This window comes from Streptomyces sp. NBC_00057 (assembly GCF_045041165.1).
Classification (GTDB): domain Bacteria; phylum Actinomycetota; class Actinomycetes; order Streptomycetales; family Streptomycetaceae; genus Streptomyces.
The window spans coordinates 3,833,217-3,859,243 of the sequence record NZ_CP108256.1; the positions used below are offsets into that span (position 1 = coordinate 3,833,217).

At 67.7% G+C, this 26,027-nt stretch carries 23 protein-coding genes and 4 tRNA genes; 6 read left to right on the top strand and 21 right to left on the bottom strand.

The annotated features are described in order from the left end of the window. Positions 1-6 precede the first annotated feature (6 nt). From OG953_RS17765 to OG953_RS17810, 10 genes are all read right to left on the bottom strand, one after another. Positions 7-3,906 (bottom strand): DNA-directed RNA polymerase subunit beta', encoded by a 3,900-nt coding sequence (locus OG953_RS17765; RefSeq protein WP_405685315.1) that lies wholly within the window; start codon positions 3,904-3,906, stop codon positions 7-9. Between the two features lie 129 nt (positions 3,907-4,035). Next, positions 4,036-7,521 (bottom strand): DNA-directed RNA polymerase subunit beta, encoded by a 3,486-nt coding sequence (gene rpoB / locus OG953_RS17770; protein ID WP_405685317.1) that lies wholly within the window; start codon positions 7,519-7,521, stop codon positions 4,036-4,038. A 598-nt stretch (positions 7,522-8,119) separates the two neighbouring features. Further along, a complete protein-coding gene (gene rplL / locus OG953_RS17775) occupies positions 8,120-8,503 on the bottom strand; it encodes a 50S ribosomal protein L7/L12 (protein WP_093897231.1) in 384 nt (127 codons plus the stop codon). Between the two features lie 111 nt (positions 8,504-8,614). Beyond that, complete coding sequence (gene rplJ / locus OG953_RS17780) at positions 8,615-9,145, bottom strand: 50S ribosomal protein L10 (RefSeq protein WP_405685319.1); 531 nt, start codon at positions 9,143-9,145, stop codon at positions 8,615-8,617. Between the two features lie 275 nt (positions 9,146-9,420). Next, on the bottom strand, positions 9,421-10,320 hold the full coding sequence (locus OG953_RS17785; protein ID WP_405685321.1) for a hypothetical protein: 900 nt from the start codon (positions 10,318-10,320) through the stop codon (positions 9,421-9,423). 162 nt (positions 10,321-10,482) lie between these two features. Then, positions 10,483-11,205 carry a 50S ribosomal protein L1 gene (rplA, locus tag OG953_RS17790; protein WP_405685322.1) on the bottom strand — a complete coding sequence of 241 codons (723 nt, stop codon included), beginning with the start codon at positions 11,203-11,205 and terminating at the stop codon, positions 10,483-10,485. 81 nt (positions 11,206-11,286) lie between these two features. After that, complete coding sequence (rplK, locus tag OG953_RS17795) at positions 11,287-11,721, bottom strand: 50S ribosomal protein L11 (protein ID WP_006126872.1); 435 nt, start codon at positions 11,719-11,721, stop codon at positions 11,287-11,289. A gap of 175 nt (positions 11,722-11,896) precedes the next feature. Further along, the gene (nusG, locus tag OG953_RS17800; RefSeq protein ID WP_405685324.1) at positions 11,897-12,796 is read right to left on the bottom strand and encodes a transcription termination/antitermination protein NusG; all 900 of its coding nucleotides are present in this window, start codon (positions 12,794-12,796) and stop codon (positions 11,897-11,899) included. A gap of 73 nt (positions 12,797-12,869) precedes the next feature. Beyond that, on the bottom strand, positions 12,870-13,157 hold the full coding sequence (gene secE / locus OG953_RS17805) for a preprotein translocase subunit SecE (protein ID WP_219567765.1): 288 nt from the start codon (positions 13,155-13,157) through the stop codon (positions 12,870-12,872). 106 nt (positions 13,158-13,263) lie between these two features. After that, a tRNA-Trp gene (locus OG953_RS17810) sits at positions 13,264-13,336 on the bottom strand. A 224-nt stretch (positions 13,337-13,560) separates the two neighbouring features. On the opposite strand from OG953_RS17810, the gene OG953_RS17815 reads away from it, so the two are divergent. Both OG953_RS17815 and OG953_RS17820 read left to right on the top strand, forming a co-directional pair. After that, entirely contained in the window at positions 13,561-14,787 is a 1,227-nt protein-coding gene (locus tag OG953_RS17815) for a pyridoxal phosphate-dependent aminotransferase (protein ID WP_405685326.1), read from the top strand. Positions 14,788-15,033: 246 nt separating this feature from the next. Then, on the top strand, positions 15,034-16,074 hold the full coding sequence (locus OG953_RS17820; RefSeq protein ID WP_405685327.1) for an adenosine deaminase: 1,041 nt from the start codon (positions 15,034-15,036) through the stop codon (positions 16,072-16,074). Positions 16,075-16,102: 28 nt separating this feature from the next. Here the strand turns inward: OG953_RS17820 and OG953_RS17825 are convergent, their stop codons facing one another. Then, complete coding sequence (locus OG953_RS17825) at positions 16,103-16,708, bottom strand: TetR/AcrR family transcriptional regulator (protein ID WP_405685328.1); 606 nt, start codon at positions 16,706-16,708, stop codon at positions 16,103-16,105. A gap of 87 nt (positions 16,709-16,795) precedes the next feature. Here OG953_RS17825 and OG953_RS17830 point away from each other — a divergent pair, with 87 nt between their 5' ends. After that, positions 16,796-17,431 (top strand): NAD(P)-dependent oxidoreductase, encoded by a 636-nt coding sequence (locus tag OG953_RS17830; protein ID WP_405685330.1) that lies wholly within the window; start codon positions 16,796-16,798, stop codon positions 17,429-17,431. Positions 17,432-17,443: 12 nt separating this feature from the next. Here OG953_RS17830 and OG953_RS17835 read toward each other — a convergent pair whose 3' ends face one another. From OG953_RS17835 to OG953_RS17870, 8 genes are all read right to left on the bottom strand, one after another. Beyond that, positions 17,444-18,499 carry a UDP-N-acetylmuramate dehydrogenase gene (locus tag OG953_RS17835; RefSeq protein ID WP_405685332.1) on the bottom strand — a complete coding sequence of 352 codons (1,056 nt, stop codon included), beginning with the start codon at positions 18,497-18,499 and terminating at the stop codon, positions 17,444-17,446. Between the two features lie 70 nt (positions 18,500-18,569). After that, entirely contained in the window at positions 18,570-20,000 is a 1,431-nt protein-coding gene (locus OG953_RS17840) for an MFS transporter (protein ID WP_405685333.1), read from the bottom strand. 75 nt (positions 20,001-20,075) lie between these two features. Beyond that, complete coding sequence (locus tag OG953_RS17845) at positions 20,076-20,624, bottom strand: TetR/AcrR family transcriptional regulator (protein ID WP_405685334.1); 549 nt, start codon at positions 20,622-20,624, stop codon at positions 20,076-20,078. A gap of 147 nt (positions 20,625-20,771) precedes the next feature. Continuing rightward, a complete protein-coding gene (locus OG953_RS17850; RefSeq protein ID WP_405685336.1) occupies positions 20,772-21,200 on the bottom strand; it encodes a MaoC family dehydratase in 429 nt (142 codons plus the stop codon). Further along, a complete protein-coding gene (locus tag OG953_RS17855; protein ID WP_093897220.1) occupies positions 21,200-21,652 on the bottom strand; it encodes a MaoC family dehydratase N-terminal domain-containing protein in 453 nt (150 codons plus the stop codon). The genes OG953_RS17850 and OG953_RS17855 overlap by 1 nt, the downstream gene beginning before the upstream one ends. A 103-nt stretch (positions 21,653-21,755) precedes the next feature. Beyond that, positions 21,756-21,920, bottom strand: coding sequence for a 50S ribosomal protein L33 (rpmG, locus tag OG953_RS17860; protein WP_003956487.1), 165 nt, complete (start codon positions 21,918-21,920; stop codon positions 21,756-21,758). A gap of 89 nt (positions 21,921-22,009) precedes the next feature. Next, positions 22,010-22,082, bottom strand: a tRNA-Met gene (locus OG953_RS17865). A 45-nt stretch (positions 22,083-22,127) separates the two neighbouring features. After that, positions 22,128-22,200: transfer RNA gene (locus OG953_RS17870), tRNA-Thr, on the bottom strand. Between the two features lie 302 nt (positions 22,201-22,502). On the opposite strand from OG953_RS17870, the gene OG953_RS17875 reads away from it, so the two are divergent. Both OG953_RS17875 and OG953_RS17880 read left to right on the top strand, forming a co-directional pair. After that, positions 22,503-23,789 carry an amidohydrolase family protein gene (locus OG953_RS17875; RefSeq protein WP_405685337.1) on the top strand — a complete coding sequence of 429 codons (1,287 nt, stop codon included), beginning with the start codon at positions 22,503-22,505 and terminating at the stop codon, positions 23,787-23,789. Between the two features lie 34 nt (positions 23,790-23,823). Beyond that, a complete protein-coding gene (locus OG953_RS17880; protein ID WP_405685339.1) occupies positions 23,824-24,480 on the top strand; it encodes an SDR family oxidoreductase in 657 nt (218 codons plus the stop codon). Positions 24,481-24,543: 63 nt separating this feature from the next. Here the strand turns inward: OG953_RS17880 and OG953_RS17885 are convergent, their stop codons facing one another. Beyond that, positions 24,544-24,993: a DUF523 domain-containing protein gene (locus OG953_RS17885; RefSeq protein WP_405691895.1), complete on the bottom strand. Its 450-nt coding sequence runs from the start codon at positions 24,991-24,993 to the stop codon at positions 24,544-24,546. 75 nt (positions 24,994-25,068) lie between these two features. Further along, positions 25,069-25,150 (bottom strand) — tRNA-Tyr (locus OG953_RS17890). Positions 25,151-25,364: 214 nt separating this feature from the next. On the opposite strand from OG953_RS17890, the gene OG953_RS17895 reads away from it, so the two are divergent. Then, complete coding sequence (locus tag OG953_RS17895) at positions 25,365-25,853, top strand: YajQ family cyclic di-GMP-binding protein (protein WP_030926258.1); 489 nt, start codon at positions 25,365-25,367, stop codon at positions 25,851-25,853. Positions 25,854-26,027 lie beyond the last annotated feature (174 nt).

Below are 26,027 nucleotides of genomic sequence, written 5' to 3' on the forward strand. Positions count from 1 at the left end.
ACTCGCTTACTGGTTGTACGGACCGTAGTCGTAGTCCTCCAGCGGAACGGCCTGGCCGGAGCCCGTGCCGAACGGCGAGTAGTCGATGTCGTCGTAGCCGACGGCCGAGTACATCGCGGCCTTGGCTTCCTCGGTCGGCTCGACCCGGATGTTGCGGTAGCGGGACAGACCCGTACCGGCCGGGATGAGCTTACCGATGATGACGTTCTCCTTGAGGCCGATCAGGGAGTCCGACTTGGCGTTGATCGCCGCGTCGGTCAGAACCCTGGTCGTCTCCTGGAAGGACGCCGCCGACAGCCACGACTCGGTGGCGAGCGAGGCCTTCGTGATACCCATCAGCTGCGGACGGCCGGAGGCGGGGTGACCGCCCTCGGTGACCACACGACGGTTCTCGGTCTCGAACTTCGAGCGCTCGACGAGCTCGCCCGGCAGCAGCTCCGCGTCGCCGGACTCGATGATCGTCACGCGGCGCAGCATCTGCCGGATGATGATCTCGATGTGCTTGTCGTGGATCGACACACCCTGCGAGTTGTAGACCTTCTGGACTTCGCCGACCAGGTGGACCTGGACCGCGCGCTGACCGAGGATCCGCAGCACGTCGTGCGGGTTGGTTGCACCCACGGTGAGCTTCTGGCCCACCTCGACGTGGTCGCCCTCGCCCACGAGCAGACGGGCGCGCTTCGAGATCGGGAAGGGGATCTCGTCGCTTCCGTCGTCCGGCGTGACCACGAGCTTCTTGGTCTTCTCGGTCTCCTCGATCCGGACCCGGCCCGCGGACTCCGAGATCGGGGCGACACCCTTGGGCGTACGGGCTTCGAAGAGCTCGACGACTCGGGGCAGACCCTGGGTGATGTCGTCACCGGCCACACCACCGGTGTGGAAGGTACGCATCGTCAGCTGGGTACCGGGCTCACCGATGGACTGGGCGGCGATGATGCCGACCGCCTCACCGATGTCGACCAGCTTGCCGGTGGCGAGCGAGCGTCCGTAGCAGAAGGCACAGGTGCCGACCGCGGACTCACAGGTCAGGACCGAACGGGTCTTGACCTCCTCGACGCCGGCGCCCACCAGGGCGTCGATCAGGACGTCACCGAGGTCGACGTTGGCAGGCGCGATGACCTTGCCGTCGACGACGACGTCCTCGGCGAGCATGCGGGCGTAGACCGAGGTCTCGACGTCCTCCGTCTTCCGGAGCACACCGTCCGCACCCTTGACGGCGATCTTCAGCTTGAGGCCGCGGTCGGTGCCACAGTCCTCCTCGCGAATGATCACGTCCTGCGAGACATCCACCAGACGACGGGTCAGGTAACCCGAGTCGGCGGTACGCAGGGCGGTGTCCGCCAGGCCCTTACGGGCACCGTGCGTGGAGATGAAGTACTCCAGAACGGTGAGGCCCTCACGGAAGGACGCCTTGATGGGACGCGGGATCGTCTCGTTCTTGGCGTTGGACACCAGACCACGCATACCGGCGATCTGACGCATCTGCATCATGTTTCCTCGGGCACCCGAGTCAACCATCATGAAGATGGGGTTCGTCTTGGGGAAGTTCGCGTTCATCGCCTCGGCAACCTCGTTGGTCGCCTTGGTCCAGATCGCGATGAGCTCCTGCGTGCGCTCGTCCTTGGTGATCAGACCGCGCTCGTACTGCTTCTGAACCTTCTCGTCCTGCGCCTCGTAGCCGGCGACGATCGCCTTCTTGGCCTCGGGGACCACGACGTCGGAGATGGCCACGGTGACACCGGAGCGGGTCGCCCAGTAGAAGCCCGCCGCCTTCAGGTTGTCGAGCGTCGCCGCCACGATGACCTTGGGGTAGCGCTCGGCGAGGTCGTTGACGATCTCGGAGAGCTGCTTCTTGCCGACGGAGTAGTCGACGAACGGGTAGTCCTCGGGCAGCAGCTCGTTGAAGAGCGCGCGGCCCAGGGACGTACGCAGCCGGAACGTGTCGCCCTGCTGGTACTCCTGCTCGCCCTCCTCGGCGACCGGCGGCACCCAGCCACGCGGCGGGATGGTGCCCACCGGGAAGCGGATGTCGACCTTCGCCTGGAGCGACAGCTCGCGGGCGTCGAAGGCCATGATCGCCTCGGCCGTGGAACCGAAGGAACGGCCCTGGCCGATGACCTTGCGCTCCTCCTCGTCCGTGGTGAGGAAGAACAGGCCCAGCACCATGTCCTGGGTCGGCATGGTGACGGGACGACCGTCGGCCGGCTTCAGGATGTTGTTCGAGGACAGCATCAGAATGCGGGCCTCGGCCTGCGCCTCCGCGGAGAGCGGCAGGTGCACGGCCATCTGGTCACCGTCGAAGTCCGCGTTGAACGCGGTGCAGACGAGCGGGTGGATCTGGATGGCCTTGCCCTCGACAAGCTGCGGCTCGAAGGCCTGGATGCCGAGGCGGTGCAGGGTCGGTGCACGGTTCAGCAGCACCGGGTGCTCGGCGATGACCTCTTCGAGGACGTCGTACACCACGGTGCGGCCACGCTCGACCATGCGCTTCGCCGACTTGATGTTCTGCGCGTGGTTCAGGTCGACCAGACGCTTCATCACGAACGGCTTGAAGAGCTCCAGAGCCATGGCCTTGGGCAGACCGCACTGGTGCAGCTTCAGCTGCGGACCGACGACGATCACGGAACGCGCGGAGTAGTCCACACGCTTACCGAGAAGGTTCTGACGGAAACGACCCTGCTTACCCTTCAGCATGTCGCTGAGGGACTTGAGCGGGCGGTTACCGGGACCGGTGACCGGGCGACCGCGGCGGCCGTTGTCGAACAGCGCGTCGACGGCCTCCTGCAGCATCCGCTTCTCGTTGTTCACGATGATCTCGGGGGCGCCGAGGTCAAGGAGACGCTTGAGGCGGTTGTTGCGGTTGATCACACGGCGGTACAGGTCGTTCAGGTCGGAGGTCGCGAAGCGGCCACCGTCCAGCTGCACCATCGGACGCAGGTCCGGCGGGATGACCGGCACGCAGTCGAGCACCATGCCCTTGGGCTTGTTGCTGGTCTGCAGGAACGCGGAGACGACCTTGAGGCGCTTGAGCGCACGGGTCTTCTTCTGGCCCTTGCCGGTACGGATGATCTCGCGGAGGCGCTCGGCCTCCTCGTCGAGGTCGAACGACTCCAGGCGCTTCTGCAGAGCAGCGGCACCCATGCAGCCGTCGAAGTACGTGCCGAAGCGGTCACGCAGCTCGCGGTAGAGCAGCTCGTCGCCCTCCAGGTCCTGGACCTTGAGGTTCTTGAAGCGGCTCCACACCTCGTCGAGACGGTCGATCTCGCGCTGCGCACGGTCGCGCAGCTGCTTCATCTCACGCTCGGCACCTTCGCGCACCTTGCGGCGCACGTCGGCCTTGGCGCCCTCGGCCTCCAGCTCGGCCAGGTCGGTCTCGAGCTTCTTGGCGCGGGCTTCCAGGTCGGCGTCGCGACGGTTCTCGATCTGCTGACGCTCGACGGAGACGTGCGCCTCCAGCGAGGGCAGGTCGCGCGTACGGCGCTCCTCGTCCACGAACGTGATCATGTACGCGGCGAAGTAGATGACCTTTTCCAGGTCCTTCGGCGCGAGGTCGAGGAGGTAGCCCAGGCGCGACGGGACGCCCTTGAAGTACCAGATGTGGGTGACGGGAGCGGCAAGCTCGATGTGACCCATGCGCTCACGACGCACCTTGGCGCGCGTGACCTCGACGCCACAGCGCTCACAGATGATGCCCTTGAAGCGGACACGCTTGTACTTGCCGCAGTAGCACTCCCAGTCCCGGGTCGGACCGAAGATCTTCTCGCAGAAGAGTCCGTCCTTTTCGGGCTTGAGCGTGCGGTAGTTGATGGTCTCCGGCTTCTTCACTTCGCCGTGGGACCAGGTCCGGATGTCGTCCGCGGTGGCAAGGCCGATCCGCAGCTCGTCGAAGAAGTTGACGTCGAGCACTTGTCGTCAATCCCTCTTTCGGGGGTTCGAGCCCCCTCGCGTCAGGCGAGAAATCGGGGCACTTCAGCAATGGTCTGAACGGGTCCGGGGAGAGCCGGCCGGATCACTGGGATCCGGCCGGCCAACCCGTCAGACCTCTTCGACGCTGCTCGGCTCGCGCCGGGACAGGTCGATACCGAGCTCCTCCGCCGCGCGGAAGACGTCCTCGTCCGTGTCGCGCATCTCGATGGACATGCCGTCCGAGGACAGCACCTCCACATTGAGGCAGAGCGACTGCATTTCCTTGATGAGCACCTTGAAGGACTCAGGGATGCCCGGCTCGGGGATGTTCTCGCCCTTGACGATGGCCTCGTAGACCTTCACGCGGCCGGTCACATCGTCGGACTTGATCGTCAGGAGCTCCTGGAGGGCGTATGCGGCACCGTAAGCCTCAAGGGCCCACACCTCCATCTCACCGAATCGCTGTCCACCGAACTGAGCCTTACCACCCAGCGGCTGCTGGGTGATCATGGAGTACGGGCCCGTCGAACGAGCGTGCAGCTTGTCGTCGACGAGGTGGTGCAGCTTCAGGATGTACATGTAGCCGACCGAGACCGGGTCCGGGAACGGCTCGCCGGAGCGGCCGTCGAACAGGTTGGCCTTGCCGGAGGGCTGCACCAGGCGGTCGCCGTCGCGGTTCGGGATCGTGGCCTCGAAGAGACCGGAGATCTCGTCCTCGCGCGCACCGTCGAAGACGGGCGTGGCGACATTGGTGCCGGGGGCGACCTGGTCGGCGCCGATGGCCTGCAGGCGCTTGGCCCACTCGTCACCGAGGCCGGAGACGTCCCAGCCGCGGCTGGCGAGCCAGCCGAGGTGGATCTCCAGGACCTGTCCCGGGTTCATTCGGGACGGGACACCCAGCGGGTTGAGGATGATGTCGACCGGGGTGCCGTCCTCCAGGAACGGCATGTCCTCGATCGGGAGAATCTTCGAGATGACGCCCTTGTTGCCGTGACGGCCGGCGAGCTTGTCACCATCGGTGATCTTGCGCTTCTGCGCGACGTAGACGCGGACCAGCTGGTTCACGCCCGGCGGCAGCTCGTCGCCCTCTTCGCGGTCGAAGACGCGGACGCCGATGACCTTGCCGATCTCACCGTGCGGCACCTTCAGCGAGGTGTCGCGCACCTCGCGCGCCTTCTCACCGAAGATCGCGCGGAGCAGACGCTCCTCGGGGGTCAGCTCGGTCTCACCCTTGGGCGTGACCTTGCCGACGAGGATGTCACCGGCGACGACCTCGGCACCGATACGGATGATGCCGCGCTCGTCGAGGTCGGCGAGGACCTCTTCGGAGACGTTCGGGATGTCCCGGGTGATCTCCTCCGGGCCGAGCTTGGTGTCACGGGCGTCGACCTCGTGCTCCTCGATGTGGATCGAGGAGAGGACGTCGTCCTGCACGAGGCGCTGCGACAGGATGATCGCGTCCTCGTAGTTGTGACCCTCCCACGGCATGAACGCCACGAGCAGGTTCTTGCCGAGGGCCATCTCACCGTTCTCGGTGGCCGGACCGTCGGCGAGGACCTGGTCGGCGACGACCCGGTCGCCCTCGGAGACGACAACCTTCTGGTTGACCGAGGTGCCCTGGTTGGAGCGCATGAACTTGGCGATGCGGTACGTGGTGTACGTGCCGTCGTCGTTGGTCACGGTGATGTAGTCCGCGGAGACCTCCTGGACCACACCGTCCTTCTCGGCCTTCAGCACGTCACCGGCGTCGGTGGCGCAGCGGTACTCCATGCCGGTGCCGACGAGCGGGGCCTCCGACTTGATGAGCGGCACCGCCTGGCGCATCATGTTCGCGCCCATGAGGGCACGGTTGGCGTCGTCGTGCTCCAGGAAGGGGATCATCGCGGTGGCGACGGACACCATCTGGCGCGGCGAGACGTCCATGTAGTCGACGTCCGCGCCGGGCACGTAGTCGACCTCGCCGCCACGGCGGCGGACCAGGACGCGGGGCTCGACGAAACGCAGTTCCTCGGAGAGGGTCGCGTTCGCCTGAGCGATGACGTAGCGGTCTTCCTCATCGGCCGTGATGTAGTCGACCTCGTCGGTGACCTGGCCGTCGACGACCTTGCGGTACGGCGTCTCGATGAAGCCGAACGCGTTGACGCGGCCGTACGAGGCGAGCGAACCGATCAGACCGATGTTCGGGCCTTCAGGGGTCTCGATCGGGCACATGCGTCCGTAGTGGGACGGGTGCACGTCACGGACCTCGAAGCCGGCCCGCTCACGGGACAGACCACCGGGACCCAGAGCCGAGAGACGACGCTTGTGCGTCAGACCCGACAGCGGGTTGTTCTGGTCCATGAACTGGGACAGCTGGCTGGTACCGAAGAACTCCTTGATGGAGGCGACGACCGGCCGGATGTTGATCAGGGTCTGCGGCGTGATCGCCTCGACGTCCTGGGTCGTCATGCGCTCACGCACGACGCGCTCCATACGGGCCAGACCCGTACGGACCTGGTTCTGGATGAGCTCGCCGACGTTACGCAGACGACGGTTGCCGAAGTGGTCGATGTCGTCGGTCTCGACGACGATCGAACGACCGGACTCGCCGACCGTCTCGGTCTCACCGGCGTGCAGCTTGACCAGGTACTTGATGGTCGCGATGACGTCGTCGGTGGTGAGAACGCCGGCGTCCAGCGGCTCGTCCGCGCCGAGCTTCTTGTTCACCTTGTAGCGGCCGACCTTCGCGAGGTCGTAGCGCTTCGGGTTGAAGTAGAGGTTCTCGAGCAGCGTCTGAGCAGCCTCGCGCGTGGGCGGCTCGCCCGGGCGGAGCTTGCGGTAGATGTCGAGCAGCGCGTCGTCCTGGCCCTGGGTGTGGTCCTTCTCCAGAGTGGCGCGCATGGACTCGTACTCGCCGAACTCCTCGAGGATCTGCTCGGTGGTCCAACCGAGAGCCTTCAGGAGAACGGTCACGGACTGCTTGCGCTTGCGGTCGATGCGGACACCGACCATGTCGCGCTTGTCGATCTCCATCTCCAGCCAGGCACCCCGGGACGGGATGATCTTGGCGGAGAAGATGTCCTTGTCGGACGTCTTGTCGATGGAGGAGTCGAAGTAGACACCCGGCGAGCGGACCAGCTGCGACACAACGACACGCTCGGTGCCGTTGATGACGAAGGTGCCCTTGTTGGTCATGAGCGGGAAGTCGCCCATGAAGACCGTCTGGGACTTGATCTCGCCGGTCTCGTTGTTGGTGAACTCGGCCGTGACGAAGAGCGGGGCGGCGAACGTGAAGTCGCGCTCCTTGCATTCGTCGATCGAGTTCTTCGAGGGCTCGAAGCGGTGGTCGCGGAACGTAAGCGACATCGACCCGGAGAAGTCCTCGATCGGTGAAATCTCCTCGAAGATTTCCTCCAGGCCGGACTTGGTGGGGACGTCTTGTCCACTGTCCAGAGCAGCCTCGACGCGAGCCTTCCAGGCGGCATTGCCGAGGAGCCAGTCAAAGCTCTCGGTCTGCAGCGCGAGGAGGTTCGGAACCTCGAGGGGCTCCTTGATCTTTGCAAAGGAGATGCGCAGCGGGGCGGTGCTGGCACCGTTGTTCGTATTCGCGGTCGAGGCGTTGCGCGAGGCGGCCAAGAGGGGGTCCTTCCGAGGGCTCGGACTCACTACGCGCGTACCGGTCCCAAGTTGGACACGGAGACAGAAATCCCAGGTCAGGGAGGATCGGCCATCGGTGCTCAAGCGTGGGCATGCCCCTGGTGACGGGCAGGAGGCAGCTAACAGGCAGCGCAAAGGGTCAGTGTAGCCAAACGGCACACTGATGTCCAGTCGGGGTTCTCAGAGACCCACGTTGCTCTCAACAGCTGTTCTCAACACCTATGGCTAGCCCTTGCGCGCTGTGCGCTCTTCTTTACTGCCCGCTTCGCCCACGATCCATGCCTCGGATTCGGATCGATGTGACGACGCGTCCTGAGAATTGCGCGCTGCGTGCGGTTCGTCAAGGCCCCCCTGCCGGGACAACGCCGCGCGGTCCTCACCCGACCGCCTCTCGGCGCCGGCCGACCGGCCCCGAGAGGCAACGGCGAAGATCACCATACTCGTCGCCGCCGGAAGAGCAAGGCAGCCGCCGCGGGTACGCCGAAGGGCGACCACCCGGATGGGTGATCGCCCTTCGCGTTTTGACGTCCGTGCCGTGCGGCACAGGCAGTCAGAAGGAGTCAGCAGACTCCCTGAGTCACTTGACCTCGACGGAAGCGCCGGCGGCCTTGAGGGACTCGGCAGCCTTCTCGGCGGCCTCCTTGGCGACCTTCTCGAGGACCGGCTTCGGGGTGCCGTCGACGAGGTCCTTGGCCTCCTTCAGACCCAGCGAGGTCAGCTCACGCACGACCTTGATGACCTGGATCTTCTTCTCGCCGGCGCCGGTGAGGATGACGTCGAACTCGTCCTGCTCCTCGACGGCCTCAGCGGCGGCACCGGGGGCACCCGGGGCGGCAACGGCGACCGCGGCGGCGGCGGTGACGTCGAACTTCTCCTCGAAGGCCTTCACGAACTCGGAGAGCTCGATGAGGGTCATCTCTTCGAACTGCGCGAGCAGGTCGTCCTGGGACAGCTTCGCCATGATGGCGTCCTTCCACTAATTCGGCTGGTGCCGGATGTACATGTAGGCGGGCGTACGTTCGGCCCGCTGCGACCGTCGCCCTAGCGGGCGGCGATCAATGCGCGAGCCGAATTACTCGGCACCGCCCTGCTCGGCCTTCTTGGCGCGAAGCGCTTCCGCAGTACGGACGAACTTCGACGGCAGAGCCTGGAAGAGCTGAGCAGCCTGAGACTGCTTGCCCTTGAAGGCACCGGCCAGCTTGGCGAGCAGAACCTCGCGGGACTCGAGGTCCGCAAGCTTCTTGATCTCATCGGCGGACAGCGCCTTGCCATCAAGGACACCGCCCTTGATGATCAGGTTCGGGTTCTCCTTGGCGAAGTCACGAAGACCCTTCGCCGACTCCACCGGGTCACCGGTGATGAAGGCAACCGCCGTCGGACCAGTGAAGTGGTCGTCCAGCGAAGTGATCCCGGCCTCGTTGGCCGCAATCTTGGTCAGCGTGTTCTTCACCACGGCGTACTGGGCGTTCTCACCGAGCGAACGACGCAGCGTCTTGAGCTGCGCCACGGTGAGACCCCGGTACTCGGTCAGCACGGCGGCGTTCGAGCTGCGGAACTGGTCCGCGAGCTCGGCTACCGCGGCAGCCTTGTCGGGCCTTGCCATGAGCGTCGGCCTCCTTCCGGGTGATGAGGACCGCTCAGAAGGGGCCGGGAAAGACGAAACGCCCCGGCGCAGGCGCCAGGGCGTAGCTCGACCGAACGAAGTCCGGGAGCTTTCCACAGTCACCTGCGCAGGTCGCCCGTACTCAACGGATCCTTCGGTCACTGTTCCCTCTTGCGAGAGCACAGCAACGACCAGCGGTCTTTGGCTTCTGTAGGAGAGTACGCGATCGGGGTCGCGCCGAGCAAATCCGTCCCTCTTCGGGCGGTGCGGGAGGTTTAGTTCGTGCCCGAACCGGTCCCCTGCTGCTGCTTCACAAGATCGGTGAAGTCGACCGTGTCGCCGGCCGGGGGCTTCTCGACCGAGACCTCGGTGCCGTAGTCGCTGTAGTACACCGTCGAATTGAGCTCGCCGGTCTTCATCTGGCCGCGCTCGGTCTTCTTGACCAGCAGGTTGTTCTCGTCGACCCAGATGTCGACCTTCTCCGTGGTGATTCCGGCGGCGCTCAGCTGCTTCTTCAGCTGGTCGAGCTGGTCGGCATCGAGCGCGGAGTTCTTCGCGGTCAGTTCGGCGACGTCGACGGTGCCGGAGTAGTGCGTGGCGGAGACCCCGCGTACGTCCTCCTGGCCGACCTTCTTCACGTCACCGGAGGCCAGCAGGGACTTCACGCCCTGGTCGGGGGTGGTGTTCTGCATCTGCTGCTTCATCGCCTCGCCGGAGGCGCCCGCGCGCTTGGCGAGGTCGGCGTAGTTGTAGCTGATCCAGTGCTTACCGCCGACCTGCTTGGCGAAGGGATCGCCCATGTTGACGACGCAGCCGTCCTTGAAATAGCGGGCCTGCGTAGTGCCGCTGCCACCGTTCTGCTTCATGGCGTCCGCCACGCTGCCGCCGGTGTACGTGATCTCCATGGTGCCGGTGAGACCGTCGGTCCAGTCGATGGTGCCGCTCTGCTTCATGGACATGGCGGTGCCCATCTGGATGGTGCCCTCGACCTTCGCCGAGTTCTCCCCACCGGTCTTCTTCTGTACGTCGCGCAACGCGGCGATGGGGTCGGCCTTCACCACGGCGCTGCCGCGGTTGTCGCCGCTGCCGTCCGATCCCCCGCAGGCCGTGACCGACGCCAGCGCCGCCGCCACCGCTATCGACAGACTCAGACGTCGCACGGTACTGGTCCTCATGTCCGCTTCCACCCCTCGTTCGGCTCTCGAAGCCTCACGCTAACGCACAGCTCTGACACAGCCACCGGTTACATACGGATACGAGGACGGGCCCCGCACCTCGAAAGGTCGCGGGGCCCGTCAATGTCACACGTGACGCGGCTTGCTGCCGAGCGCTGAGGCTCAGACGGCGGCCGGGTCCTCCTCGACGAGGAGGTTGCGGGTGCGGTTGGCGTCCAGCGGGATGCCGGGACCCATCGTGGTGGCCAGGGTGGCCTTCTTGATGAAGCGGCCCTTGGCGGCGGACGGCTTCAGACGGAGGATCTCCTCCAGCGCCGCTGCGTAGTTCTCCACCAGCTTGGTGTCGTCGAACGAGACCTTGCCGATGATGAAGTGCAGGTTCGAGTGCTTGTCGACGCGGAACTCGATCTTGCCGCCCTTGATGTCGTTGACAGCCTTCGCGACATCGGGGGTGACGGTGCCGGTCTTCGGGTTCGGCATCAGACCACGCGGACCGAGCACCCGGCCGAGGCGGCCGACCTTGCCCATGAGGTCCGGGGTGGCGACGACGGCGTCGAAGTCCAGACGACCCTTCGCCACCTCGTCGATGAGCTCGTCGGCGCCGACGATGTCGGCGCCCGCGGCTTCCGCGGCCGCAGCACGGTCACCGGTCGCGAAGACCAGGACCCGGGCGGTCTTGCCGGTGCCGTGCGGGAGGTTCACGGTGCCACGGACCATCTGGTCGGCCTTGCGAGGGTCAACACCCAGGCAGAACGCAACCTCGACGGTGCCGTCGAACTTGGTGGAGGCGGTCTCCTTGGCGAGACGGACGGCCTCGAGCGGGGCGTAGTTGCGCGCCCGGTCGATCTTGGCGTCCGCAGCGCGGAGGTTCTTGCTGCGCTTCACTTCTACTCCTGTGGTTTCAGGGTGTGGAGTCGTGGTGCGGGCCAGCGCTTGGCCCTACCACTGAGGACGTGAGGGGCTGAATCAGCCTTCGACCGTGATGCCCATGGAACGGGCGGTGCCAGCGATGATCTTCGACGCGGCGTCGAGGTCGTTGGCGTTCAGGTCGGGGAGCTTCGTCGTGGCGATCTCACGGACCTGGGCAGCCGTCAGCTTGGCGACCTTGGTCTTGTGCGGCTCGCCGGAGCCCTTCTCCACGCCCGCGGCCTTGAGGATCAGCTTCGCGGCCGGCGGAGTCTTGGTGACGAAGGTGAAGGAACGGTCTTCGTAGACCGTGATCTCCACCGGCACGACCATGCCACGCTGCGACTCGGTCGCGGCGTTGTAGGCCTTGCAGAATTCCATGATGTTGACGCCGTGCTGGCCGAGCGCGGGGCCGACCGGCGGGGCCGGGTTGGCCGCACCGGCGTTGATCTGGAGCTTGATAAGCCCCGTGACCTTCTTCTTCTTGGGAGGCATTGCTCTCTCCGGGTCCTAGTGAGAGTGTTTCGCCGCCGTCCGGTCATCCGGATGGAGGCATACCGCACAACGATAACGGGTATAGCTGCGCGACCAAAAACCGAGCAGGTCAGACAGGCTGTGAAGCCGGTCTGACCTGCTGGGTAGGCATGTGTCCAGAAACTGGCGGAAGCCGCTAGTTCTTCTGGATCTGGTCGAAGCTGAGCTCGACCGGCGTCTCGCGGCCGAAGATCTCGACGAGACCCTTGACCTTCTTCGAGTCGGCGTTGATCTCGTTGATCGTCGCCTGCAGCGTCGCGAACGGGCCGTCGGTGACGGTGACCGAGTCGCCCACCTCGAAGTCGAGCACCTGCACCTCGACCTTGCGGGACGGAACCGGCTTGCCCTCGGCCTCGGCGGCCTCGCGGGCGGCCTTCTCCTCGGCCTCCGGGGCGAGCATCTTGACGATCTCGTCCAGGGTCAGCGGGTACGGGTCGTAGGCGTTGCCCACGAAGCCGGTGACGCCGGGGGTGTTACGAACGACGCCCCAGGACTCGTTCGTCAGGTCCATGCGCACCAGGACATAGCCCGGGAGCTTGTTCTGGCGGACGTTCTTGCGCTCGCCGTTCTTGATCTGGACGATCTCTTCCTCGGGCACTTCGGCCTGGTAGATGAACTCCTCGACGTTGAGCGAGACGGCGCGCTGCTCCAGGTTGGCCTTCACGCGCTTCTCGTAACCGGCGTACGTGTGGATGACGTACCACTCGCCGGGAAGGCCGCGCAGCTCCTCGCGCAGGGCCGTGACGGCGTCGACGGGGGCGGCCGGCTCGGCCTCTTCCCCGGCTTCCTCGTCGGCCTCGGCGGGCTCGTCGTCGTTCTCGTCGCTCTCGGAACCGGCGTCGGCCTCGTCGGCCTCGTCGTCGTCCTCGGTGTGCAGGGCGGCCTGCTCGGCGGGCTCACCTGCGGCGGCGTCGGCAGCTTCGGCCTGGTCCGGCTCCTCGGCGTCCGCCCCCTCGACGATGTCGAGCTCGTCCTCGGCGGACTCGAAGGCGCCCGCCGTCGGCTCGACGGCGTCGTTCAGGTTCGGGTCAGACACGGTGGCTGCTTCTTCCTGGATACAAATGGGTGGAACATGCGAAAGGGGCGCCCATGAGGCGCCCTCCGCGGGATCAGCCGAAGACGTACTTGATGACCCGCTGGAATCCGAAGTCAATCACGGTCACCAGACCAATCATGACGACGACGAAGACAATCACCACTGTGGTGTATGTCGTCAGCTGATTACGAGTCGGCCAGACGACCTTGCGCAACTCGGCGACGATCTGGCGGTAGAACAGCGCGAGGCGGCCCAGAGGACCCTTCTTACCGCGCTTGCCGCCCTTCCGGGTCTTCTTCTTCGACTCGGGTACTTCATCCTCGGCATCAGGCATGTCGATGGAGCCCACGGCGTCCGTCACGCTACTCACCTGATTCCGGGTCATGGCCGTGCCGCGCCCGGTGGAGCCGCACGGCGGTGCATTGAAGTACGTACATGCGCACACATCCTGGCGAAGGAGTGTGTAGCAGGGCCGGAGGGACTTGAACCCCCAACCGCTGGTTTTGGAGACCAGTGCTCTACCAATTGAGCTACGACCCTTTGTGGTTTCCACCAACCTACCGCATCTTCCCCGATGCTCCGGGTGCAGGAACGGTGCGGCTGGTGAAGGCCAACGACAGGTGAGTGTACGTGTTCAGCGGCCCGGCGTCGAACAGATAGCTCTCGACAACTCCTGGTCGCATGTTGTCCGCATGCTGTCCGAGTCCTGTCCGGTCCCTGAAACCCCTGCGCCGACAGGGATCGGGGTCTGGGAGCATGGGGCCATGAGCGCTGCAACTTCTCCCTCCGAGCGCCGGGTCTCCGCCCGCATCGGTGCAATCTCCGAGTCCGCCACCCTCGCCGTCGACGCCAAGGCCAAGGCCCTCAAGGCCGCCGGCCGTCCGGTGATCGGCTTCGGTGCCGGTGAGCCCGACTTCCCGACCCCCGGCTACATCGTCGAGGCCGCGGTCGAGGCCTGCCGCAACCCGAAGTACCACCGTTACACCCCGGCGGGAGGGCTCCCGGAGCTCAAGGCCGCCATCGCGGAGAAGACGCTGCGCGACTCCGGCTACGAGGTCGACGCCTCCCAGATCCTGGTGACCAACGGCGGCAAGCAGGCCATCTACGAGGCGTTCGCCGCGATCCTCGACCCGGGCGACGAGGTCATCGTCCCGGCTCCGTACTGGACCACCTACCCCGAGTCGATCCGGCTGGCCGGCGGTGTACCGGTGGAGGTCGTGGCCGACGAGACCACCGGTTACCGGGTCTCCGTCGAGCAGTTGGAGGCGGCGCGCACCGAGCGTACGAAGGTCGTCCTGTTCGTCTCCCCGTCGAACCCGACCGGCGCCGTGTACAGCGAGGCCGAAGCAGAGGCGATCGGCCGCTGGGCCGTCGAGCACGGCCTGTGGGTGCTCACCGACGAGATCTACGAGCACCTGGTCTACGGCGACGCGAAGTTCACCTCACTGCCCACGATCGTGCCCGAGCTGCGTGACAAGTGCATCGTGGTCAACGGTGTCGCCAAGACGTACGCGATGACCGGCTGGCGTGTGGGCTGGATCGTCGGCCCGAAGGACGTCGTCAAGGCCGCGACCAACCTGCAGTCGCACGCCACGTCCAACGTCTCCAACGTCGCCCAGGTCGCAGCGCTGGCCGCCGTCTCCGGGAACCTGGACGCGGTGGCCGAGATGCGTACCGCCTTCGACCGGCGCCGGCAGACCATCGTCCGGATGCTCAATGAGATCGACGGCGTGCTGTGCCCGGAGCCCGAGGGCGCGTTCTACGCGTACCCCTCGGTGAAGGAGCTGCTCGGCAAGGAGATCCGCGGCAAGCGTCCGGCCACCGCGGTCGAGCTGGCAGCGCTCATCCTGGACGAGGCCGAGGTCGCGGTCGTACCGGGCGAGGCCTTCGGCACGCCGGGCTACCTCCGGCTCTCGTACGCCCTGGGTGACGACGACCTCGTCGAGGGCGTCTCGCGGCTCCAGAAGCTGCTGGGCGAGGCCAAGGCCTGACGCCTCCGCAGTGCGCATAAGCGGGTCCCCGGCCGAGCCGGGGACCCGCTTATGCGTTCAGGCAGGCGCTCGTTCGATGAATCCGGCTGCCTGGACCGAGATCCTTGCGGCAGGATCTTGGAGTGACTCCTCCCCCCGCAAGAGGGGGCTTCTCATGTGGTCGACTATGGGCCGCATGACGGACAAGCCCTGCCCGACGCCTTTCGGCACAGTGCGGAGCGTAACAGCTACAGAAGGTGATCGGACATGGATCGTGACGTCCGGCTGTTGCCCAAGGCCCACCTGCACTTGCATTTCACCGGGTCGATGCGGCCCACGACCCTGCTCGAACTCGCCGACAAGTACGGTGTGCATCTGCCGGAGGCCCTGACCGGCGGCGAGCCGCCCAGGCTGCGGGCCACGGACGAGCGCGGATGGTTTCGCTTCCAGCGGCTCTACGACATCGCCCGATCCTGTCTGAGGGCCCCCGAGGACATCCAGCGGCTCGTGCGCGAAACGGCCCAGGAGGACGTCGCGGACGGCTCCGGCTGGCTGGAGATCCAGGTCGATCCCACGTCGTACGCCCCGCTGCTCGGCGGGCTGATCCCGGCGATCGAGATCATCCTGGACGCGGTGGACAGCGCGTCGCGCGAGACCGGTCTGCCGATCCGGGTGGTGATCGCGGCGAACCGGATGAAGCATCCGCTGGACGCCCGGACGCTGGCCCGGCTCGCGGTGCGGTACGTGGACCGGGGCGTCGTCGGATTCGGGCTCTCCAACGACGAGCGCCGCGGAATGGCCCGGGACTTCGACCGGGCCTTCGCCATCGCCCGCGACGGCGGTCTGCTGGCGACCCCGCACGGCGGCGAGCTGGCCGGCCCTGCGAGCGTGCGGGACTGTCTGGACGATCTGGACGCGGCCCGGATCGGGCACGGCGTACGGGCCGCCGAGGACCCGCGGCTGCTGCGCAGGCTGGCGGAGCGCGGGGTGACCTGCGAGGTGTGCCCGGCGTCGAACGTGGCGCTGGGCGTCTACGAGAAGCCCGCCGACGTACCCCTGCGCAAACTGTTCGAAGCCGGGGTGCCGATGGCGCTGGGTGCGGACGATCCGCTGCTCTTCGGCTCCCGGCTGGCCGCGCAGTACGACCTCGTACGGCGCCACCACGCGTTCACGGACGAGGAGCTGGCGGAACTGGCCAGGCAGTCGGTACGCGGCTCCGCAGCGCCGGCCACGGTACGGACGGAGCTCCTGGCGGGCATCGATGACTGGCTGTCGAAGCCGACGGCCAGGAACCTGGTCCGGGATTGAATTCCCCCGGCCGCCGGGCGGCCCCGGCCTACACCCCGACGCCCTGTATCAGCGTCCTGGCCACGGACGCGGCGAAAGCGTCGAGGGACTGCGGCGGTCCCCCGCCCTCCGTGGCCTCGTAGGCGAACGCCCGCTGCGCGCAGGCCCCCAGGAGCAGCGACGCGGCCGCATAGGTGTCCGCGTCGGCCCGCACCCGCCCGGCGGCCTGCTCGGAGCGCAGATACGCGTCCAGGCCGCGGATGGGCATGTGCGGGCCGGTGCCCAGCTCCCTCATCGCCGCGTTGTGGCGTTCCTTGAGCCTGGGATCGGCGTACAGCGAGGCGGCGATCGGGAAGCTCTGTTCGTAGAAGAGGGCGGCCTGGCGGGCGATCTCGGTGAGGTTCTGCTCGATGGTGCGCTCCCCCACCCCAGGGGTCGCGATGAGCCGCTTCAGCAGCGGGCTGAGCCTGGGCAGCCGCTCTTTGAGCACGGCCACGAACAGCTCTTCCTTGCTGGGGAAGTGCTTGTAGAGCGCGGCTTCCGAGCAGCCTGCGGCTCTGGCGATCTCCTTGGTGGTGGCGCGGGCCAGGCCGATGGTGAGCATCAGCTGATGGGCGGCGTCGATGATGCGGACGCGGGCCGGCTTCTGCTCCATGTGCACTCCAATGAAGCTTGACGAGGTGGTGGCTATCCGCTGACTCTAGGGGTGAGTAAATACTTACCCACCCTGGAAGGGTGCGCAATGAGGATCACGGTGTTCGGTGCGACGGGCGGCATCGGTCGGGAAATCGTCCGCCAGGCGGTGGCGGCGGGCCATGAAGTGACGGCGGTGGTCCGCGATCCGGCGCGACTGCCCGTCCCGCTCTCCGACGTACAGGTCCACACGGCGGCGCGCATCGACGATCCGGAGGCGCTGCGCGAGGCGGTCGCGGGCCGGGACGCGGTGCTTTCCGGCCTCGGCTCGCGCGGCCGGAAGGCCGACGGGATCGCCGAGCGGCTCACCCAGTCGGTGCTGCGGGCGATGGAGGCCGAGGGGACACGGCGGCTGCTGGTGGTCAGCGCGGCCCCGGTCGCGCCGAAGCCCGCGGACGACCCGCTGCTGGACCGGATGATGCTGAAGGCGATCGGGGCGATCCTCAAGGAGGTCTACGCGGACCTGACGCTGATGGAGGCCGCGCTGGCCCGCAGCGCGGCGGACTGGACGTCCGTAAGGCCGCCGAAGCTCACCAACGGGCCGCTGACGGGGACGTACCGCACGGTCTACGGCAGCAACCCACGCAGCGGCCGGTCCATCTCGCGGGCCGACGTGGCGCACGCGATGCTGGCGCTGGTCGACGATCCGGCGGCGGTGAAGCAGGGCGTGGGCGTGGCGTACTGAGCGGCGCGCCTGCTACAGGCTCACGCCGACCGTCACGGGTTCGTTGACGAGCGTGACGCCGAATGCCTCATGGACCCCGGCGACGACCTCACGGGCGAGCGCGAGGAGGTCCTCGGTGGTCGCGCCGCCGCGGTTGGTGAGCGCGAGGGTGTGCTTGGTGGAGATACGGGCCGGTCCCGTGCCGTATCCCTTGGTGAAACCGGCCTTGTCGATGAGCCAGGCCGCGGAGGTCTTGGTGCGTCCCCCGTCCGCGGGGAAGGCGGGGGGCGTCACCTCGGGGCCGAGCCGGTCCTTGGCGCGGGCGAGGAACGCCTCGTACTCCGTCTCCTCCAGGATCGGGTTGGTGAAGAAGGAACCGGCCGACCAGGAGTCGTGGTCCTCCGGGTCCAGCACCATGCCCTTGCCGGCGCGGAGCCTGAGCACCGTTTCGCGGGCGGCCGCGGCGGGCACGCGCTCGCCCTGTTCGACGCCCATGGCGCGGGCAGTTTCGGGGTACTTCAGGGGCGCGGACAGACCGCCCGCCTCTTCCAGCTCGAAGCGGACACGCAGCACCACGAAGCGGTCGGGTTCGGCCTTGAAGCGACTGTGCCGGTACGAGAACGCGCACTCGGCGTTCGGGATGGTGACCGTTTCGCGGGTGTACCGGTCGTAGGCGACGACCTCCGTGATGGTGGAGGACACTTCCTGGCCGTAGGCGCCCACGTTCTGGATCGGCGTCGCCCCCGCGGAGCCCGGAATTCCGGCCAGGCACTCGATGCCTGCGAGACCGGCTTCGACGGTGCGGGCGACGGCGTCCGTCCAGACCTCCCCGGCAGCCAGTTCCAGCGTCCTACCATCCAGGGCGAAGCCCTCGGTCGCGATGCGCAGGGCGGTGCCGTCGAAGCCCTTGTCGCCGATGACCAGGTTGCTGCCGCCTCCGATGACGAGGAGCGGGGTGCCGCTCTCGTCGGCCTCGCGCACGGCTTCGATCACCTCGGCGTCGGTCGTCGCCGTGAGAAGGCGGGCGGCGGGGCCGCCGAGCCGGAAGGTGGTCAGGGGGGCGAGGGGGGCGTCGTGGAGTTCCTGCACGGGGACAAGAGTACGGTCCGTGGCCCCGCCGCTCGGGCGGGGCCACGGACCGTACGTGCGGAGCCGTGGCTCAGGCGGCAACGGAGATGCGCTGTTCGGCCGCCTCGGGCTCCGGGGCCGAGGCGTTGCGGCGGCCCGGGATGAGCAGGGCGACGAGGGCGGCCAGCGCCACCACACCGGCACCTGTCCACACCGCCGGAACGGTCCCGTCCGTGAAGGACTGCGCGGAGTCGTAACCGCCCTGCGAGGAGAAGACGGTGGCGAGCACGGCGACCCCGAGAGCTCCGCCGACCTCGCGCAGGGCATTGTTGGCGCCGGAGGCGATGCCCTGTTCGGCGGGGCGGACGCTGGACATCACGAGGCTGGCGGCGGGTGCGAAGTACAGGGCCATGCCGACGCCGCCGACGATCAGGCCGGGCAGCTGCGAGGAGTACGAGGCGTCGGGCCCGATGACCACCGCGAAGAGTGCGAGGCCGACCGCCTGGAGAACGAGCCCGGCCACGACCACGGGGCGGCCGCCGAACCGGTCGGAGAGCGTGCCCGCGATGGGTGCGACCAGCATCGGCATTCCGGTCCAGGGCAGCATCCGCAGACCCGCCTCGGTGGGCGAGTAGCCCAGCACGCCCTGGAAGTACTGGCTGAGCAGGAAGATCGACCCGAACATCCCGAGGAACATCAGCAGGCCGGCCATGTTGATCCCGAAGAACGCACGGCTGCGGAAGAGCCGCATGGGGAGCATCGGGTTCTTCCCGTGAAAGCCGTGGTGGATGAACCCGCCGATAAGCGCGGCGCCGGCGAACAGGGCCGTGAGGACGGTGGGGCTGGTCCAGCCGTCGGCGTTGGCGTTGACCAGGCCGTAGACGATACCGAAGAGTCCGGCGCTGACCAGGAGCGTGCCCGGTATGTCGAGCCGTGAGTCCGGCGCGTGCGACTCCGTCAGCCGCAGCCGCGCCAGCGGCAGCAGGATCAGACCGATCGGGACGTTCAGCCAGAAGATCCATTGCCAGGACAGGTGCTCGGTGAGGCTGCCGCCGATCAGCGGTCCGCTGGCCACGGCCAGTCCGGTGACGGCGCTGAAGATGCCGAGCGCGGCACCGCGGCGTGCGGGCGGCACGGCGGCCGTGAGCAGCGTGAGCGTCAGCGGCATCATGATCGCCGCGCCCACGCCCTGGACGGCCCGGAAGGCGATCAGTTCGTTGATCCCGGGCGAGAGTGCTGCCGCGGCGGAGGCGCCGGTGAAGACAGTGAGTCCGGAGAGGAAGAGCCGGCGCCGGCCGAACCGGTCGCCGAGGGCAGCCCCGAGCATCAGCAGAACGGCGAAGGTGAGGGTGTATGCGTTCACCGTCCATTCGAGCTCCGCCAGTTCGCCGCCGAGGCTCTTGCGGATGGAGGGCAGGGCGGTGGTGACGACGAGGTTGTCGAGGGCCGCCATGAATCCGGCGACGCTGGTGATGACAAGGGCCCAGACCGCTCCCGAGCGACCTGCTGTGTGCTGGTTCACTGCTCCCCCTGGGGGTTAGTTATCAATGACTAACTTCTCTGGGCAGAAAACCGGGCAGAACCCGGGTCGCGCTGTTCAGGCGATCGGCCTGGCCGAGTCGTAGAACCCCGACCAGATCCGGTGACCGGCCGGGAAACCGAGCGAGGCCAGGGTGTTGACGAGCATGCCGTACGCGAGGAACGTCGTCGTCTCACCGAGATCGGCACCGAGCGCGAGATGGACCTCGTCCCACATCTGCAGCCAGCCGGCGCGAACCGACTCGCCGAACTCGTGATCCCCCGAGGCTTCGGCCGCCGCGACGGCCGCATACACCTGCATCTGCATGAGCAGCTTGTCCGGGTCGCCGACGATCAGGCGCTGATACGCCGTGGCCATGGCATGCAGCGCCTCGTCGCCCTCAAGGCCTTCGGCCGCGTCGGAGAAGACCTTCCGGGTGTCCACGAGGCAGCGCTCGGCGGCGGCGAGGAACATGGCCTGCTTGTTGGGGAAGAGACGGAAGAGGTACGGCTGCGAGACACCCACACGCTTGGCGATCGCCTCGGTGGAGGTGGCGGCGTAACCGCCGCGGGCGAACTCGGTGATCGCTGCCCGGATGACGCTCTCGCGCCGCTCTTCTGCACTCATCCTTGCCATACAGCTAAGTTAGTGTCCAATCACTAACTTAGTCAACCAATCTGCCGGGCGTGGCCCGTCGAACGACGCGTCGGGGCGGACGCATTTGTGGGGGGCACCGCCCAAGGACAGTGCCCCCCCCACCCGCACTCAACGGCCTCAGCCGAGCTGCACCACCGCACGGGACATACCCAGCACCTTCTTGCCCTCGCTCATGGCCGTCAGGTCCACCCGCACCTGCTTGTCGCCCAGGAGGGCGGCCACCTTGGCACTGACCTCGATCAGCGCGCCCTTGTCGTCGTTCGGCACGACAACCGGCTTGGTGAACCGCACCCCGTACTCGACGACCGCACCCGGGTCGCCGACCCAGTCCGTGACCACCCGGATCGCCTCGGCCATGGTGAACATGCCGTGCGCGATCACATCCGGCAGTCCGACCTCGCGGGCGAACTTCTCATTCCAGTGGATCGGGTTGAAGTCACCGGAAGCGCCCGCGTACTGCACCAGCGTCGCCCGGCTCACCGGGAAGGACTGCGCCGGCAGCTCCGTACCGACCTCGACCGACTCGTAAGCAACCTTCGCCGTCATCACGCCTCCTCGGCGGCGCGCGCCACCAGCTTCGTCCACGCGGTCACGACGTGCTCACCGGATTCGTCATGGACCTCGCCACGGATATCCAGGACGTCGTTGCCCGCCAGGGACTTGATGCCCTCGATCGTCGAGGTGACCGTCAGCCGGTCCCCCGCCCGCACGGGGCGCACATAGGCGAACTTCTGGTCACCGTGCACCACGCGGCTGTAGTCCAGGCCCAGCTGCGGGTCCTGCACCACCTGCCCCGCGGCCTTGAAGGTGATCGAGAAGACGAACGTCGGCGGCGCGATCACATCGCTGTGGCCGAGCGCTTTGGCGGCCTCGGGGTCGACGTACACCGGATTCGTGTCGCCCACCGCCTCGGCGAACTCGCGAATCTTCTCCCGGCCGACCTCGTACGGCGGGGTGGGCGGATAGATCCGCCCCACGAAGGACTGGTCGAGCGCCATGAGCTCGCTACCTCCTGATGAAAGATGAAAAGGCCGAAGGACAGCCCCCATACAACGACACGAGGCCGCCCCCAGTGGGGACGGCCTCGTGTACGAGCCTGTTTCAGCGCGTTTCGCGGTGCGCAGTGTGCGAGTTGCAGCGCGGGCAGTGCTTCTTCATCTCAAGACGGTCCGGGTTGTTACGCCGGTTCTTCTTGGTGATGTAGTTCCGCTCCTTGCACTCCACGCAGGCCAGCGTGATCTTCGGGCGGACGTCGGTGGCAGCCACGTGAGTGCTCCTTGGACGGACGGATGGACGGATGAACGCAAAAAAGAGTAGCCGATCGAAGGACCGACCCCACAATCGGCTACCGTAAGTAGCGGTGACCGGACTTGAACCGGTGACACAGCGATTATGAGCCGCTTGCTCTACCGACTGAGCTACACCGCTTTGATGACGAGTCCCCCCGCCGAAGCGGGGTTTCCCGATCACCAGAGCCCCAATGCGGAATCGAACCGCAGACCTTCTCCTTACCATGGAGACGCTCTACCGACTGAGCTATTGGGGCGAGCGATGAAGACATTACACGGTTGGTCGCCGATCGCCCAAATCCGTTTCGAAGCCCCGGCCTGCGCCCTTGATCGAGACCCCGCCGACCCCCCGACCGGCGGTCTTCCGGCCCGCCCATCAGCCGCTTGAACAGCGCCTCGGCCACCGCTTGAGCCACCGCGGCCCCAGACGTACACCCGTGCCCCGGATACCCCTCAGGGCCACACCGGTACGACTATTTCGCTCCTCCTCGAACCGGACCGAACACGCCCCTAGGCTCGACTCACTCTGCGTGATCTTGTACCCCTTCCCAGGAGCGCGATGCCCGACAGCCAGCCGCAGCGGCCGGACGACGACGCGGCCGATGCGACCAGCAGCCCCGACACCGCCGAGACCGGCACCCTGGTGCTCTGCGGCGCCCGTCTCACCGACGGCCGCATCGTGGACGTACGGCTCGGCGGCAGCCGCATCGAAGCCGTCGGCACCGCGGGCAGCCTGACCGCACCGGGTCCGCGGGTGGACCTGCGCGGCTATCTGCTGCTCCCCGCCCCCGCCGAGCCCCACGCCCACGGCGACACCGCGCTCACCGCCCACGGTGCGGGCCCCGACGGTCCGGGACCCGTGTCGCACCGCCGGGAGGACATCCAGCGCCGCGCCACCGAGGCTTCCCTGCTGCAGCTCGGCCACGGCGCCACCGCGCTGCGCGCACACGTGCGGATCGGGGACGTCCAGGGCCTCACCTCCCTCGAAGCCGTACTGCAGGCGCGCCGCTCGCTGCGCGGACTCGCCGAGCTGACCCCCGTCGCCGTACCCCGACTGCTCACCGGCGTCGCGGGCGCCGACAACCTGGCCATGCTGCGTGACGCCGTGAAGATGGGGGCCGGCGCGGTCGGCGGCTGCCCCGACCTCGACCCGGATCCGGCGGGGTACGCGGAAGCCGTCCTGGAGATCGCCGCCGAACAGGGCTGCCCCGTCGATCTGCACACGGACGGTGACGATCCGGCCCGGCTCGGCCGACTGGCCGCCATGGCGGGCGGGCTGCGGCCCGGCGTCTCCATCGGCCCGTGTGCCGGCCTCTCGCGGCTCCCCCCTCAGGCCGCGGCCCGCGCCGCCGACCAGCTCGCCGCGGCCGAAGTGACGGTGATCTGCCTCCCCCAGGGCGGCTGCTGCGGGGTGGAAGGCCGGAGCACCGCCCCCGTACGGCTGCTGCGTGCGGCCGGAGTACGGGTCGCGGCGGGCAGCGGAGCGCTGCGGGACGTCGCGAACCCTGTGGGCCGCGGGGATCCGCTGGAGGCCGCCTACCTGCTGGCCTCGCAGAGCGGGATGCGGGCCGATGAGGCGTACGAGGCGGTCTCCTCGGTCGCGAGGAAGGCGATGGGGCTGCCCGAGGTCAGGGTCGAGGCCGGCTTCCCGGCCGAGCTGCTCGCCGTACGCGGGGAGCAGCTCTCGGGCGTGCTGTCGCTCGCCTACAGCCGGGTCGTGGTGCATCGCGGCCGGGTCGTGACGCGGACGAGTGCGGTGCGCGAGTACTGCGACTCGGAGACCGTCGTCGCCCTCGGTCTGCCCCGCCAGGCCCGGCCGGATTCCGGTCCCTGCGGCGGGCCCTGAGCGCGTGGGCCCGCCGCGGCGTACGGTCGTGACCATGCGCATTGTCATCGCAGGTGGACATGGTCAGATCGCGCTGCGGCTGGAGCGGCTGCTCGCCGCGCGCGGGGACGAGGCCGTAGGCATCATCAGGAATCCGGAACAGAGCGAGGACCTCCGGGCGGCAGGCGCCGAGCCGGTCGTCCTGGATCTCGAATCGGCCTCCGTGGAAGAGGTGGCGGAGGTGCTGCGCGGCGCCGACGCGGCGGTCTTCGCGGCCGGTGCGGGCCCGAACAGCGGCTCGGAGCGCAAGGAGACGGTGGATCGCGGCGCGGCGGTGCTGTTCGCGGACGCGGCGGAACGGGCGGGCGTACGGCGCTACGTAGTGGTCTCGTCGATGGGCGCCGACCCCGAACACCCGGGCGACGAGGTCTTCGACGCCTACCTGCGGGCGAAGGGCGCCGCGGACGCGTACGTGCGCTCCAGGAACGCACTCGACTGGACGATCCTGCGCCCCGGAATGCTGACGAACGACGCGGGCACCGGGATGGTCCTCCTGACCGCCTCGACCGGCCGCGGACCGGTGCCGCGCGACGATGTGGCGGCGGCGCTGCTGGAGCTGCTGGAGACCCCGGCGACGGCGGGGCTGACCCTGGAACTCATCTCGGGGAACATGCCGGTGTCGGTCGCGGTGAAGGACGTGGCGGGGAACTGAGCCGTTGGTTCGGCTTTCTGACGACTGCGCGCCCGGTCCGGGGCGGCGGCCCGCAGCCCCGGTTCAGCCGCCCGGCGCCGGACGGACCGTGATGCCGTGGCGCTCCAGCAGGGCGGCGGTGACGCCGTCGCCCTCGCGGAGCTCGCCCGTGAACGTACCGTCATAGACTGTGCCGCGCCCGCAGGAAGGGCTGCGCGCCATCAACAGCGCCTCGGTGCACCCGGCCCTGCGCGCGGCCTCCAGCGCCCGCCGGGCGCCGTCCACGAACTCCTCCGTCACGTCGTGCCCGGTGTCGTCGACGACACGGGCGCGACCGTCCAGCACGTCGTTGCCGTCGCCGCCGACGATCTCGGCGGGGCGGCGCGGGGTGAGCAGTCCGGCCGCGACCTCGGGACAGAAGGCGACGGGGCGGCGGTCTCCGATGGCCTCGGTCACCGCGGCGGAGGCCTTGCCGCGGCCGTCGAAGCGGCAGGGCACGCCGTGCAGACAGGCGCTGACCAGCACAGGTTCCATGTTCACGAGCCTCCTCACGACCCCTCGCAGCAGAAACAAAGAAGGCCCCTGTCCTAGGACAGGGGCCTTGCTATGTGGCGGCGCCAGGGTTCGAACCTGGGTAGGCTGAGCCGGCAGATTTACAGTCTGCTCCCTTTGGCCACTCGGGCACACCGCCGGGGATTGCTGCCGTGAGAACCGCTTTTCGGCGGTGCTCCGTGGCAACGACGTAAACGATACCCGATGCCCGGGGGTGCTACGCCACTGGATTGATCAGCGGCCCGATCGGGCGTGGGTGGCTAGGCTTTGATCGGCGGTGCGGGGCCGGCAGGCCCGCAGCCGCCCGTATGCACCCCGTTTCCCAGCACCCCCGATACAAGGAGCCACACGTCATGGCCGACTCCAGTTTCGACATCGTCTCGAAGGTCGAGCGGCAGGAGGTCGACAACGCCCTCAACCAGGCCGCCAAGGAAATCTCGCAGCGTTACGACTTCAAGGGCACCGGCGCCTCGATCTCCTGGTCCGGCGAGAAGATTCTGATGGAGGCGAACGGCGAGGAGCGGGTCAAGGCGATCCTCGACATCTTCCAGTCCAAGCTGATCAAGCGCGGCATCTCGCTGAAGTCTCTGGACGCGGGCGAGCCGCAGCTGTCCGGCAAGGAGTACAAGATCTTCGCCACGATCGAGGAAGGCATCTCCCAGGAGAACGCCAAGAAGGTGGCGAAGATCATTCGCGATGAGGGCCCGAAGGGCGTCAAGGCGCAGGTCCAGGGCGATGAGCTGCGAGTCAGCTCGAAGAGCCGGGACGATCTGCAGGCCGTGCAGGCGCTGCTGAAGGGCCAGGACTTCGACTTCGCCGTGCAGTTCGTGAACTACCGGTAGGCCCCCGGCAGCCCGTGCGCCTTCCGGGCGTGGGGTGGCGCGGAGCGGAATGCGCCGCTCCGCCCCGCACCCGGGATGCGATGTCCGAATACCGCCGGTCGCGGCGGAGCGGGGGATGCAGACTTGTCCACGCCGAACGACGATCCTGTCGATTTCCGGCATGCCGGGCAAGGA